The sequence below is a fragment of the Leptospira montravelensis genome (assembly GCF_004770045.1).
Classification (GTDB): Bacteria; Spirochaetota; Leptospiria; order Leptospirales; family Leptospiraceae; genus Leptospira_A; species Leptospira_A montravelensis.
In genome coordinates, this window is the sequence record NZ_RQFO01000022.1 from 1 (window position 1) to 12,466 (window position 12,466).

Genomic DNA, 12,466 nt, shown 5'->3' on the forward strand with positions numbered 1-12,466 from the left:
GGAGTGCCAGAAGCCTATGTGTCGCAGACCGAGCGAGGCCGTAAGTGCCGAAGCGAAGCGTTAAGGTGCTGTTATACGTCGTTATGATTGTTCTAAATTACTTTTTCTTTTTTGAAGGTGACACTGCTAATTTTATATAATTCTGCCGAGCCAGGAATTAATGTGACTTGTTTATCAAATAGGGCAACATTGTTTCCGTTTGATATTGAGCTTTTGTATAGTAATCCTGAATAACTATTTTGATTAAAATATTCGGCTATTGCAATCGTAAACTTATATAAGCTTTTTTTCTCTTCTGGTAAAATAGGCGTATTTATAAAATTTTGCAAATGAGATAAGAAATTGTATGACCATAATTCTTTATCAGAATTACAAAAATTTTCTAATTTGAACGAAGTTAGATCAATAATTTTTAAATTTTTTTTTGTTTTAAATTGGGCGATTGATACATGGTGCCCAGGATGAGGCCTCATTTCTGAAATTACTGTATCTAGGTTTGTCGCTCCATAGAAAATTGAAACTTTATGTTTGTTGAATTTTCCTTGAGTCGCGTTTTTTTGCCGGTGGAGAGTATATTTCATTTCCGTCATATGGAAATTTTTTAAAGCTAGTTGGGTTGGTTCTTGATTTATCATATCCCAATCTAGCTCTAAAGAATAGTTCATCTTTTTTTAAAGTTATTTCGAGTTTTTCTATATAAGGGAAAAGCATAGAATTAAAGATTTTATTAAATTCTGTGTAGGCATTTTTTATGAACGCTTGATTTAGCTTTACCCAGTCTATTGAGTGTTCCTTTAATGCATAATTGAATATTGGGCTTTGTTCAGTCGGAGTAGGTAAAAATATTTTAATATCATTATCTTTATTTTCAATTCCTGTAATTGCTCGCAGTGGCATATCTGACCATTTTCCAAAAAATTTTCTTTTTTGATAGTGGTTTGGTTCTGTTACAACTTTATAGTGTGTCAGTAGATTGTTAGGCTCAGTTAAATATTTTATTAGTTGATAATCGTTCCTGATTTCTTTCTGAGAATAATTTAGTCTTACAATTGATCTAAAGAGATTTTGTAAAAGTCGATTATTTGAAAATGGGACGGATTGATTGTTTTTTGAGCCACAAATTACGCACTTTCTTCCCAGCCTGCTTGTGTCTTTGATATAGATTTTCAATTCCGAATGTTTAACACATTGATCACATAAATACCACATATAATTCCTCATAATGACGTATAACGAACTAGTCTACTCGACGTTTCCCGACCCTGAGTCCCGGAACGGGACGTTAGGGACTGGCACGTAGCTTGCGTATGCGAGCGAGTGACAGAAGGGAAATGTGGCGCAGCCCAAGTGAGGCCGTAAGTGCCGAAACGCAGTGAGTAGACGCTGTTATGCGCTGGACCGTTATTTATGAGAGACTTTTTGGTTTTTTAAAGGCAATCTAATATCGCCAACGAAAACATATCTGATTTTTCCAATGTTCATCATTTTATGAATAGATTGGCGAGACAATTTTAACTTCTTTGCCATTTCATCAACACTAATGAGATCCGCAGCAACGGTAACCTCTGCATCTTTTTTAGCTTTAAATTCAGCAATTGCAGCATTAATGTGATTCTGAGATTTTCTTGTAAGAATTCCGTCTTTGCAATTTTTGCAATAGTAACCTTCTATGTGATTTATTTTAAGGTTTCCATAATCTTTAATATTGAAATTTTCAGAGACATCAGTTTTGAAAACCATAGAATTTGTTTCACCACAGACAGGACAATCGATCCATTTTTTATCTTTCATATGTTTTCATCTCCTTTAAAAGAAATAACTAAAGTATTACTGTTCGAAATTTGGATTTTAATATAAAGTTTATAATTATTGCTTTCTTTTTTGTAAACATCGTGCCAGAGCAAATGATTATTATGAGAAGTCATTGATTTAAAAAAGTCTGAATTATGTAAATTGAGAACTTCATTAATAATTTCAGTCTCACCATATCCAAATTGTTCAATAGCCGTCTTTTGAGCATTTTTTGTAATAGAAAATTTTCCCTCGATTATCAGTTCTTTGATCTTTTTAAGCGGATAATGACAGACACGTTTTTCCACATTTGTTATTGTCCTTAATTAGTAGACAATGTCAACTGTTTAAAGTTTGTATTTTAAAATTAATTTTTACGGTCTTGCGCATAACGAACTAGTGGAGACGACGTTCCTCGTAGCTGAGCCTACGTAGTAGGCGTTAGCGTCGGCGCGCTTCTTGCGAGCGCAAGAAAGCGTGACGGAGAGGAATGTGCCGCAGGCCAAGCGAGGCCATAAGTGCCGAAGCGCAGCGTTTCCACGCTGTTATGCGAAGGATGTAGTTATTTGCAATTATCAGAATAATTTATATTTCGTGTAATTGTTATTTCAGATTGCCTATTTTCGTTGTATGAAAAACGCAATTGATAGTAAACGGACTTTAGTGGTTTATCACTGTTTTTATCGTACTCACAAATTGTGAGATTATTGGATTCGAGATGCCAGCCAATAGCATCTCTTTCAAATTTGTCAAATTGATAGTTTTTAATTTCACTACTACTACAATTCAAGGCGATCAGAAAAGCTTCATGTAAGGATACGTTTAAATTAATTATAGATTTTGTTCGGATATCTTTTCCGTTAATTCCGGACGAAGTAGAAGTCGCATAAACAATATCTTTATTGTAAAATGATTTGAGTGTTTTTCCACAGTGTTCACCGTATTCAGAAATACACCAGTTTTCCTCTTTCTTTTTTATAATTTTTCCATAATTTGATTCTACATAATTTTGAAAATTATTACAAATCATTGGAATAGTTGGTAATTTACTCAGTAATCCAGAAAAGACAAAGCCTAAAGTATTATCCACTGAGACTTTTACCATTGGAGCATTGATTCCAAAGTAATTTTGCATATCCGTATTAGCTATTTCTTTGAATACAATCTTAGTATTTCATGGTAAGTATTTAATAATATGATTTTCGCAATCATCAGGATCAAATTGATTACATATTTCTTTGTACAAATATAATCCATTTGGCGAAAAAACTGTTAGGATATCTCCAGTTTTCCATTCTGGTTTAAACTCCTTTTGTTCATTTTCAATATACTGAGTACTCAGTATGGACGGTAGAAGGATTAATATTAATGTTTATAGTTTTTGTTTCATAAATTTTAACATCTTTCGCATAACGAACTAGGGGAGACGACGTTCCCTGACCCTGAGTCCCAACGGGACGTTAGGGACTGGCACGGAGTTTGCGGATGCAAACGAGTGACAGAAAGGGAATGTGGCACAGCCCAAGCGAGGCCGCAAGTGCCGAAGCGCAGCGTTTCCCCGTTGTTATACGACGTATGGATGCTATACCAAACTATTGCCGAATCCTAATTGAGTTAATTTTTCTATTAATTCATCTTTAGATATTTTATTAATTAATAAATATTTCAAAGTTTTTTTCAAATATAGTTCCAGGATTGGTAAATATTTTTCGACATCTTCCTCTTTATATTTTCCATTATGTACAAGTGCAGAGCGAATATCGTATGCAAATTTCATATTTTTGAAAATTTCTTTTGATTCCTCGATATTTTCACCAAGCATTACTGCTACGTTTCTAGAAATAGTATATCTAATTTGATCTTTTCCATTGTTGAAAAGAACTTCGAAAGCAATTAAGATTGATAAGAAAGAGAAATAATCACTATTTGTGAATGATTTATCAAGATGATCAATTGCGATGTTTATATAGTCATGAAGATTGGAAGTTTTTATATTTTCTAATGAATATAGTTGATCCCAATTGTCTATTTCAAATAATCCGTTTAAGTTTCCTATTGCCTGATTTCCTATTGTGGCTATGATATTTAGGCTTTGATTTACTGGATTTTTTATTACAAGATTAAATTCTGGGAACTTTATACTCCCTCTTGAGAATGTATTGAGAATTTTCTTTTTAAATTCCAAATTATTTATCTGAATTTTGGATCTTTGTAAATATGCATTTGGCCAAAGAGGATTGTTGGTTGGAAAATTTAAGTCATTTATTTCTAATTCTGGTAAATCTAGTTCCTGAGTAAGGTAATAAAATTTTTCACCTGTTCTAAATAGAAAATATCCAAATTCATAGAATCTGTCTCTTTTGTATAAATCATATAACATTTTCTCGCCCGTTCTATGATCCAATTGGTGAATTTCGATATTGAGAAATTTATTTGCCTTTAATATTTCGGAACTAGCATTGATTATAGGAGCGAAAATATATACTTTTGACTGATATTCCATTTGATTATCCATATGTCGTATAACGAACTAGACTTAATGACGTAGGCTGGCCCTGAGTCCCGACGGGACGTTAGGGACTGGCCACGACACTTGCGTAGGCAAGGGGAGTGCCAGAAGCCTATGTGTCGGAGACCGAGCGAGGCCGTAAGTGCCGAAGCGAAGCGTTAAGGCGTTGTTATATGCAGTGCCATGTTTATGTAATATTTCTTTTTAAGAAATTGAAATTATCCAATTTTCATTTTTGCTATACTTATATTTGTTTTCAATGATAATCGTTTTATCATTTATCCATTTCCATGAAAGGTAATAGACAAATTCCCCGAAATGGGGTTCATTTTTTGTAATAAGTTTTCTAGAAATTTCATTTTCGAATTTATCAAATAATGTCCAATATAGTTTTACAAAATCTAAATCCCATTCACACCATAATGCAATTTTAAATTTTTTATTTGGAGATAATACTTTTTTATTTTTTATAAAGAAGTGGTAAGTGATATTCTTCTGTATACAATTACTATATGCTTGAACTAGTTGTTTAATATCCCAATCTTCTTTTTTTGCTAGTTTTAACATTCCTTCATGGATGAAATCAAGTAGCATTTTCTTTTTTTCAAATTGAGTTGAACTATTATATAATTCAAAATTAAATTGAAGTTCAGTAGTGATTACGTCATTACCTATTAAATTGTGTTCAAATGTCCGATCTTTTATATTTGCATTTGCCTTAATAACACATTTTTTTATTTCCCCAGTTTTTAAGTTATCTTTTAGTGATGACCAATATAACTCACTAACACAGTGTGTTTCGGAATAAAATTCTTTTTGTTTAGCATTGTGATTTTCTGAACTTATGGAAATTTCTTTTAAACTCAGTATTTTCTTCCTTTTCTTTAATATATTTTTATGGCATTACGCATAACGAACTAGACTAACCGACGTAGGCTGGCCCTGAGTCCCGAACGGGACGTTAGGGATTGGCGCGACACTTGCGCATACAAGGGGAGTGCCAGAAGCCTATGTGTCGCAGACCGAGCGAGGGCGTAAGTCCCGAAGCGAAGCGGTTAGTCGCTGTTATGCGAAGCGATTTACTGTTAGAAATTATCTTCTGCTTCGAGAATCGTTTTGAAATTTTTTATAGGATTAACAAAATCAATATCCATTCCCTCATCTCCTATGCCAATTTTAGAAAAAGGAATTCCTAGATTGTGGCAGATAAAGTTCAACGTATCGCATAGAATTTTGTTAATTCGAGTACCAGCTATTACGCGTTTTATTTTTAAATCATAGTAATATTCTTGATGACAGAGAATTCGGATTTCTTTTTCGTAATTCCATTCAATATACTTTGAAAATAGTATTGTTCTAGCTATTTCATCAGTCTCCATATTATTATTTAAATTTATTCCTGCGAAAACGCCCCCGTAATTTACTCTTTGAATATATTTATTTTCATTTAACTCAACTTCAATTGCTACGCCATCAAATCCATTTGCATAATGTGCCCATAGTAAATGTGAATTGTAGATTGATGATAGTGAGCATACTTTATATTGTTTTTTTTTATCTACAATTCCATTAATTATTTCGCTTACTTTCTTTACTTCGTTGTTATAGCTGTAGGCAAATTGGCCTTCCATTGGATCATTTAATTTCAGCCAGTCTGAACAATATAATCTTTTGTTTATAATTATATCTAAAATATGGTCAAATTGCAAAGACGATTTAAATTTAAATGCCTTTACTTTCTTTTTTCTTTGTTCTTGTGTATTGTTTGTTTTTCTTTTCATTAGTTTATATATCAATCGGATTGTAAAATCGTTTCGCATAACGAACTAGACTAACCGACGTAGGCTGGCCCTGAGTCCCGACGGGACGTTAGGGACTGGCCACGACACTTGCGCAGGCAAGGGGAGTGCCAGAAGCCTATGTGTCGCAGACCGAGCGAGGGCGCAAGTCCCGAAGCGAAGCGGTTAGTCGCTGTTATACGCCGTTTTTTATAATAAATTGGTAGAGGGAGAATAACAAAATTTAATTATTTTTTCGGTAATTTAGATTTTGAGGTAGCTAGTATACTCTTTCGGATTCGTCAAACCTAAAGTCTTTGTTTAAATCTTTGTATTTTTTTAGAATATTCTCTTTGTTATCATACAAAATCCATTCATCATAATTATCATCATGATCAAAATCGGTAAATTCACTTATTTTCTTTCCTAATCTATCATATGAAATTTCTATCGTAAAAAACTCGAGGTTATATGGATTTAAATATTCTAATTTCAAAATTCCTTCTAAATTATAATACTTAGCGGTTTTTCGAATTTCTGAATCATCTATGTAACATTCTTCTGACACTAATATTTGATCAATTTTACTAAGACCGCGAATGCATTTTTTATCGTAATCAAAATCATACACAACTGAAGAATTAGTAATGGAATTTTTCAATTTCATGTTTTTATCGATTTGGGTAATAAAGAGAATTAGAAAGAAAATATTTGAAACAATTAAAATTCCACATAATAAGTTTAAAAGTGCTATTTTGTCTTTCTTTAATGATAATTCTTTTAAACTTTCATAATGATGTTGTTTTATATGTTTAATATCATCTTCTTCAAATTGTTCTTCCGGAAGATTTCCGATATCAATTATAGATAAGGCTTTCTCAAACTCTTCATCTGGAACGTAAACTTCAATTAAATTGGAATGTCTTGGAATTATTCCATTTAAAACATCTAAGTCTTCTCCCTTTGTAATTGCTCTTATATTTTGAGATTTTAGTGACGCTTCTATAATTTTTATTTTTGTATAGTCGATTGAAGTAAAAACTAATTTCATCTAAATAATTCCTTTTTTTAATAAGTATTTTTTAAAAATGGCGTATAACGAACTAGTGGAGACGACGTTCCTCGTAGCTGAGCCTACGAAGTAGGCGTTAGCGTCGGCGCGCTTCTTGCGAGCGCAAGAAAGCGTGACGGAGAGGAATGTGGCACAGCCCAAGCGAGGCCGTAAGTGCCGAAGCGCAGCGTTTCCACGCTGTTATGCGAAGTTCAATATTATTCATTCAACGTCTAAAAGTTGAAAAGTAAGAGGATTTAGATCTATTAGTCTAGCCGTAATTAGCTTTTCTTCTTTTTCTTCAATCAAATAAGATGGAAATTGGTGTACTGTTACTAATAAATTTAATTTTATGCCGTTATTGGTTTTAATTATTAAGAATTCGTTACTCTGGTTTTCATATTTTATATCTTCAGTAGAAGCTTTGCTCGTTTTTATTCCTTTGAATTGGAAAATAGAACTCAAGTCAGACTTTGTGATTTGTGTTAATTGCTTTTTTGAAATATTCCAGGAAACTGATTCCGTTAATGGAATGATTTTGTTTAATGCGACGTCCAGTGCTTTTTCATAGTTTCCCACCTTTAAAAATGGAATCATTTCTTTGATAATAGTTCCTGCAAGATTATCACTGATAATCCATTCCATACCTGAGCCAATATTGATTCTAACTTTTTTATCATTTTTAGATAAGAAAATTAAAATTCCATTGTTTGCATATTTTTGACCTATACCATTTTGATTTGATATTTCATTTGTAAAAGAATTTATATTGTTATCTCCGATAGAATCAATAATTAGAATTACAATTTGTACAGTCGTTTTGTTCGCAAAATTTTTAAGTTTACTACTAGTATTTACAGTGTATCTTTCACTTAATGAATTGGTTCTGTCATCAACGTAATTATTTATTTCAATTTTGTTTTTAATTTGCTTTGTACAAAATTGTAAACCTAGGAGTAGTAATATTAATATTGTTTTTTTCATTTTTTTTACCTTTAATTTTATTGAATTTCGCATAACGAACTAGACTAACCGACGTAGGCTGGCCCTGAGTCCCAACGGGACGTTAGGGACTGGCCACGACACTTGCGCAGGCAAGAGGAGTGCCAGAAGCCTATGTGTCGCAGACCGAGCGAGGGCGTAAGTCCCGAAGCGAAGCGGTTAGTTGCTGTTATGCGTAGTTATTTTGCTAAGGCAATTTTAAGTTTGGTATTGCTAGATTAATATAATTTCTAAATTCGGAATATTTACTTTTTCCAAATAGAATTTTGATGTGATTAATTTGATTTTTAAAGAATGCTCCGTTAGGTATATTACTTTCGTCTTCTGTTAAGAATTGTTTTGCATATCCGTGTTTGATTGTCGCTGCAATGTAGTTAATCGTTGGTGCATAAATAGTCGGAAAACTGCTACTGTGAGAGTATAATTCAAGGCCTTCGAATATTTCATTAAATTGGTCAAAAACATATTTTTCGAAATCCGATGTATTTTTTACAATCGTCATAGTCTCATCATTGATTAAAGTTAAGTTTTTATTGAAAAGATCTGTTTTGATTATAATGTCTTGAACTATTAAATTGAATTTTAACTCATTTAATATCTTTTCATATTTATTATTCATTTCATTTGCTGTAGCACGTATTTCTACATACTCTTCTTTTTCTACAAATCTAGAAAATATAAAATAAGTTGAAACTATTGTTAGTATAATTGTTAATATTGAAATAAGTAGAATGTAATGTTCTCTTTCTCTTTCGTAGATTACCAATAATCTTTCTTCTGAGGGAATAGCGTTTGATTGTTTTAAAGTATTCTCTAACTTTTTTATGCTTTCTTCTGATATTACAATATTCTTATTGTTTTCTTTGTCTAATTCTTGATTAACATAAAAATTTATTGTGACTCCTTGAAATGATCTAGTATTCTTCATGTAAAATGTGAAAAGTCCACTTGGGATTAGTATTGAAAGTGTGATGATGAATATTGTTGATAATTTCATTAGAATTCCTTTAAAATAATTACGCATAACGAACTAGTCTTGACGAAGTTTCCCGCCCTGAGCCTACGTAGTAGGCGTTAGGGAATGCGGGAAATTTGCCGTAGGCCGAGCGAGGGCGTGAGACCCGAAGCGAAGCGTTAAGACGCTGTTAGTTGCAGTGTGCCGTTCGAGTAAAAATTAACTATAAAAAAGAACTGGAAGTCCACCAGAAAACATTAACAGACAGAGCAATGTAAATCAGTAAATGAGATCTTAAACAAGTGAGACCGACTAGATTATACTTTTGTATAGATCTTTGCTTAATGGAAAAAAAGCGAGAAAAAACGAACATGGCGAGAACGAAAATCTGCACATTGCAACTAACGAACTAGTCTACTCGACGTTCCTCGTAGCTGAGCCTACGAAGTAGGCGTTAGCGTCGGCGCGTCTTCTTGCGGAGCGAGAAGCGTGACGGAGAGGAATGTGCCGCAGGCCAAGCGAGGCCGTAAGTGCCGAAGCGCAGTGAGTAGACGCTGTTATGCGACGTTTATTTTTTATAACTTTTGAATAAAAGTAAGATTCCAATTAATAATGATTGTATTTGAGAGAAAGAAAATCCTGACCAAGAATTTTGCATAGTCTTATCATGAGAATTTAGGTTATTTGTAAATGTGGCAATATAAGGGATTTCGTTTTTAAGAAATTCAATAAAGAATATGAAAACTAGATAGGAAAGAAAGTAATATTTAAACAAATTAATTTTAGATGATTTTTTGCTTAAGTAGAAATAATAACTAATGATTCCTGCTGCAAAGAATAAAATATAGAAGGATGAAATATTCCATACAATAGAGGATCCATTTTCTGATAGAATTTCTTTAGTCAAGAGAGGAATGTTAAACTTTGTCGAATATGAAGATATTTCTGAGTCAGAAAGAAAAAAACCGATATTTAAGATTAATGCAAAAACTAAAATTGGATATATAAATTGGTTTTGGGGAAGTTCATTATTGTTCAATGATTTAAATTTAAAATATTTAATAACTAATATTATACTCAGAAAATCAGAGATTAAATTGAATTTTGGAAAAGAGAATAAAACTGTCCACATGCCAATTTTTCCAAAATCTGCGAATCCATACCAAGAAAATAGAATAGTATTTATAGAATTAATGTAACTTTGATCAAAATGCCATATATAAGGCCAGAAATTTATAATTTTAAAGAAAGCATTAATTAAAACATCTGAAATTTTTATGAAAAGTAAAAGTATAGAGAATTCTTTAATCTTTTTCCAATCACCAATTATTTGGAATTGGCTTATTAATAAAAATATGAACATAAATTGAGAAAGTTTAATTATTGAATTTCCGATTTCCATTTTTTTTTTCTAAGTGTTAAATTTTAATAAATGTCGCATAACGAACTAGGCTAATCGACGTAGGCTGACCCTGAGTCCCAACGGGACGTTAGGGACTGGCCACGACACTTGCGTAGGCAAGGGGAGTGCCAGAAGCCTATGTGTCGCAGACCAAGCGAGGCCGCAAGTGCCGAAGCGCAGCGATTTGCCGCTGTTATGCGCAGGATGAGCAATAGTTAATTTTTGAAAAAATTGTGAATGTTGAAAGATCGATTTAAATATCTGGACATTTTGATTGATATGGGTGACTAAATAAACTAGGTTTTCTTAAGATTTCCCTTTTGTTGTCCATATATATTATTTCTACACTAACTAATTGAAGACAGTGTATTGAATGATTATACCAGGCGCTGTCAACTGTTCCTGAATGTATATCACCAGGTTTGAACGGTCCAGTTGATTGCACGGTAAAAGAAGAATAGGAGCGAATGCTACATTTTTGTAGATCTCCGACTCTGTTAAATGGACGAGAGGTAATATTGACATATTTTATCGATTTAGATGTCAGATTCTCGAAGTAGATATTCGAATCTACACCGCCAGCAGAATTTGGATAAGACCCAGCAACTCTAACCATCAATGGAATTTTATTGGTTTTCAATTCGCGCCTTCTTTGATCGAGTTTTGCTTCCCATTCCTCTAGATCGTATTGTACGAATTTTTTATTATAACTATCCCAATGCTTTTCTTTTGGAACTATATATTCGCATTTTGTAAATAGAAGTATTACGAAAATTGCGATTATCTTTTTTGTCATTTTTTTATCCTTTTTGTTAAAAATTATTTATTTAGTCTAATTTGTATTGTTCATCTTGCGCATAACGAACTAGGCTAATCGACGTAGGCTGACCCTGAGTCCCGGTAACGGGACGTTAGGGACTGGAACGACGCTTGCGTAAGCAAGGGGAGTGCCAGAAGCCTATGTGTCGCAGACCAAGCGAGGCCGCAAGTGCCGAAGCGCAGCGATTCGCCGCTGTTATGCGTAGTGCCATTATTTTATAAATTATTTTGCGTTTCGACTTTAAAAAGATTATAAAGATCTCCATCGTCAAAACCAGTTGCTATGTATAAGCTATTATTTGTAATGAATTTTATATTATTTTGGGTTTCAAAAAATTCTTTTAAATATAAGAACATGATAGCAAGAGCAAGAAAGCATTTAGTGTAAATGTTGATATTTTCATTATTGTAAATTTCTTCCATTATTTCTAAATATATAAACTTTTTCTCTGGAACAAAGTCTTCATCGCAGGCCCAATCGGAATCATTTTGATCCCATGAAAAAGAACCTATTAGGTGAATAGCTATTGTTTGCTTACGTTTAAATATTTTTTTAAAAGTTGTTTCAAATAAACCAAAATAAAGTCCGTTTATTTCATATGGAATTTTGTTTTCTTTTATTATTTGGAGAAACCAATTATTAAATTTTTCTTTAGATTGAATAAATTCAGGAGAGTTGATAATTTTATGCAAATTTGTAGGAATTTTTTCGGGAATTGAAATAAATTCATTTGTTTTGTTAAATTCGGATCCTCTTTGAATCAATCTCCGAATGCTTTTGTCAAGTTTGTCTAATGTAAAATCATCGTTCATATAGAATTGTTCTAGTTACTTTTTTTGTTTTTTTCTAAATTTCTTCAAAAAGGAAATTTTATTGGAATACCTTCGATATAAATAAAATTCTCTCGAAAGATAGATTTCTGTTTTCTTTTTAGATTTATGGCATTACGCATAACGAACTAGCCTTGACGACGTTCCTCGTAGCCGAGCCTCTGGAAGAGGCGTTAGCGTCGGCACGATTTCTTGCTTAGGCAAGAAACGTGACGGAGAGGAATGTGGCGTAGCCCGAGCGAGGGCGACAGTCCCGAAGCGAAGCGTTAAGGCGCTGTTATGCGTAGTGGCGATTTAACAGTATGGAATTTTCTACTTGAGAGAAAAG

General features: G+C 32.9%; 14 protein-coding genes. All 14 read right to left on the bottom strand.

The window, feature by feature from the left end; all coding sequences use genetic code 11:
* Nucleotides 1–92: 92 nt before the first annotated feature.
* A complete protein-coding gene (locus EHQ31_RS18665; protein ID WP_167481675.1) occupies nucleotides 93–581 on the bottom strand; it encodes an RES family NAD+ phosphorylase in 489 nt (162 codons plus the stop codon).
* Entirely contained in the window at nucleotides 523–897 is a 375-nt protein-coding gene (locus tag EHQ31_RS18850; RefSeq protein ID WP_167481676.1) for a hypothetical protein, read from the bottom strand. Before EHQ31_RS18850 ends, EHQ31_RS18665 begins: the two co-directional genes overlap by 59 nt.
* Before the next feature lie 504 nt (nucleotides 898–1,401).
* A complete protein-coding gene (locus EHQ31_RS18670) occupies nucleotides 1,402–1,791 on the bottom strand; it encodes a type II toxin-antitoxin system MqsA family antitoxin (protein WP_135571116.1) in 390 nt (129 codons plus the stop codon).
* Nucleotides 1,788–2,099 (bottom strand): type II toxin-antitoxin system MqsR family toxin, encoded by a 312-nt coding sequence (locus EHQ31_RS18675; protein ID WP_135571118.1) that lies wholly within the window; start codon nucleotides 2,097–2,099, stop codon nucleotides 1,788–1,790. Before EHQ31_RS18675 ends, EHQ31_RS18670 begins: the two co-directional genes overlap by 4 nt.
* A gap of 254 nt (nucleotides 2,100–2,353) precedes the next feature.
* Complete coding sequence (locus EHQ31_RS18680; protein WP_244247486.1) at nucleotides 2,354–2,926, bottom strand: hypothetical protein; 573 nt, start codon at nucleotides 2,924–2,926, stop codon at nucleotides 2,354–2,356.
* A 447-nt stretch (nucleotides 2,927–3,373) separates the two neighbouring features.
* Nucleotides 3,374–4,294, bottom strand: a complete 921-nt coding sequence (locus tag EHQ31_RS18685) for a HEPN domain-containing protein (RefSeq protein WP_135571120.1) — start codon at nucleotides 4,292–4,294, stop codon at nucleotides 3,374–3,376.
* 210 nt (nucleotides 4,295–4,504) lie between these two features.
* Entirely contained in the window at nucleotides 4,505–4,867 is a 363-nt protein-coding gene (locus EHQ31_RS18690) for a hypothetical protein (protein ID WP_135571122.1), read from the bottom strand.
* A gap of 518 nt (nucleotides 4,868–5,385) precedes the next feature.
* Complete coding sequence (locus tag EHQ31_RS18695) at nucleotides 5,386–6,081, bottom strand: DUF2971 domain-containing protein (protein WP_135571123.1); 696 nt, start codon at nucleotides 6,079–6,081, stop codon at nucleotides 5,386–5,388.
* Nucleotides 6,082–6,358: 277 nt separating this feature from the next.
* Complete coding sequence (locus tag EHQ31_RS18700) at nucleotides 6,359–7,129, bottom strand: putative signal transducing protein (RefSeq protein WP_135571125.1); 771 nt, start codon at nucleotides 7,127–7,129, stop codon at nucleotides 6,359–6,361.
* A gap of 222 nt (nucleotides 7,130–7,351) precedes the next feature.
* On the bottom strand, nucleotides 7,352–8,113 hold the full coding sequence (locus tag EHQ31_RS18705) for a TPM domain-containing protein (protein WP_167481677.1): 762 nt from the start codon (nucleotides 8,111–8,113) through the stop codon (nucleotides 7,352–7,354).
* Between the two features lie 205 nt (nucleotides 8,114–8,318).
* Nucleotides 8,319–9,128, bottom strand: coding sequence for a hypothetical protein (locus tag EHQ31_RS18710; protein WP_135571129.1), 810 nt, complete (start codon nucleotides 9,126–9,128; stop codon nucleotides 8,319–8,321).
* Nucleotides 9,129–9,654: 526 nt separating this feature from the next.
* Nucleotides 9,655–10,488 carry a hypothetical protein gene (locus EHQ31_RS18720; protein WP_135571133.1) on the bottom strand — a complete coding sequence of 278 codons (834 nt, stop codon included), beginning with the start codon at nucleotides 10,486–10,488 and terminating at the stop codon, nucleotides 9,655–9,657.
* Nucleotides 10,489–10,741: 253 nt separating this feature from the next.
* The gene (locus tag EHQ31_RS18725) at nucleotides 10,742–11,284 is read right to left on the bottom strand and encodes a hypothetical protein (protein WP_135571135.1); all 543 of its coding nucleotides are present in this window, start codon (nucleotides 11,282–11,284) and stop codon (nucleotides 10,742–10,744) included.
* 239 nt (nucleotides 11,285–11,523) lie between these two features.
* A complete protein-coding gene (locus tag EHQ31_RS18730) occupies nucleotides 11,524–12,120 on the bottom strand; it encodes a hypothetical protein (RefSeq protein WP_135571137.1) in 597 nt (198 codons plus the stop codon).
* Nucleotides 12,121–12,466 lie beyond the last annotated feature (346 nt).

What these genes read in the sequence shown, in the direction of transcription:
- EHQ31_RS18670 (WP_135571116.1), bottom strand. Translation starts at nt 1,791, where the DNA reads ATGAAAGATAAAAAATGGATCGATTGTCCTGTCTGTGGTGAAACAAAT.
- EHQ31_RS18690 (WP_135571122.1), bottom strand. Translation starts at nt 4,867, where the DNA reads ATGTTAAAACTAGCAAAAAAAGAAGATTGGGATATTAAACAACTAGTT.
- EHQ31_RS18705 (WP_167481677.1), bottom strand. Translation starts at nt 8,113, where the DNA reads ATGAAAAAAACAATATTAATATTACTACTCCTAGGTTTACAATTTTGT.
- EHQ31_RS18710 (WP_135571129.1), bottom strand. Translation starts at nt 9,128, where the DNA reads ATGAAATTATCAACAATATTCATCATCACACTTTCAATACTAATCCCA.
- EHQ31_RS18695 (WP_135571123.1), bottom strand. Translation starts at nt 6,081, where the DNA reads ATGAAAAGAAAAACAAACAATACACAAGAACAAAGAAAAAAGAAAGTA.
- EHQ31_RS18730 (WP_135571137.1), bottom strand. Translation starts at nt 12,120, where the DNA reads ATGAACGATGATTTTACATTAGACAAACTTGACAAAAGCATTCGGAGA.
- EHQ31_RS18720 (WP_135571133.1), bottom strand. Translation starts at nt 10,488, where the DNA reads ATGGAAATCGGAAATTCAATAATTAAACTTTCTCAATTTATGTTCATA.
- EHQ31_RS18725 (WP_135571135.1), bottom strand. Translation starts at nt 11,284, where the DNA reads ATGACAAAAAAGATAATCGCAATTTTCGTAATACTTCTATTTACAAAA.
- EHQ31_RS18850 (WP_167481676.1), bottom strand. Translation starts at nt 897, where the DNA reads ATGCCACTGCGAGCAATTACAGGAATTGAAAATAAAGATAATGATATT.
- EHQ31_RS18680 (WP_244247486.1), bottom strand. Translation starts at nt 2,926, where the DNA reads ATGCAAAATTACTTTGGAATCAATGCTCCAATGGTAAAAGTCTCAGTG.
- EHQ31_RS18685 (WP_135571120.1), bottom strand. Translation starts at nt 4,294, where the DNA reads ATGGAATATCAGTCAAAAGTATATATTTTCGCTCCTATAATCAATGCT.
- EHQ31_RS18700 (WP_135571125.1), bottom strand. Translation starts at nt 7,129, where the DNA reads ATGAAATTAGTTTTTACTTCAATCGACTATACAAAAATAAAAATTATA.
- EHQ31_RS18665 (WP_167481675.1), bottom strand. Translation starts at nt 581, where the DNA reads ATGAAATATACTCTCCACCGGCAAAAAAACGCGACTCAAGGAAAATTC.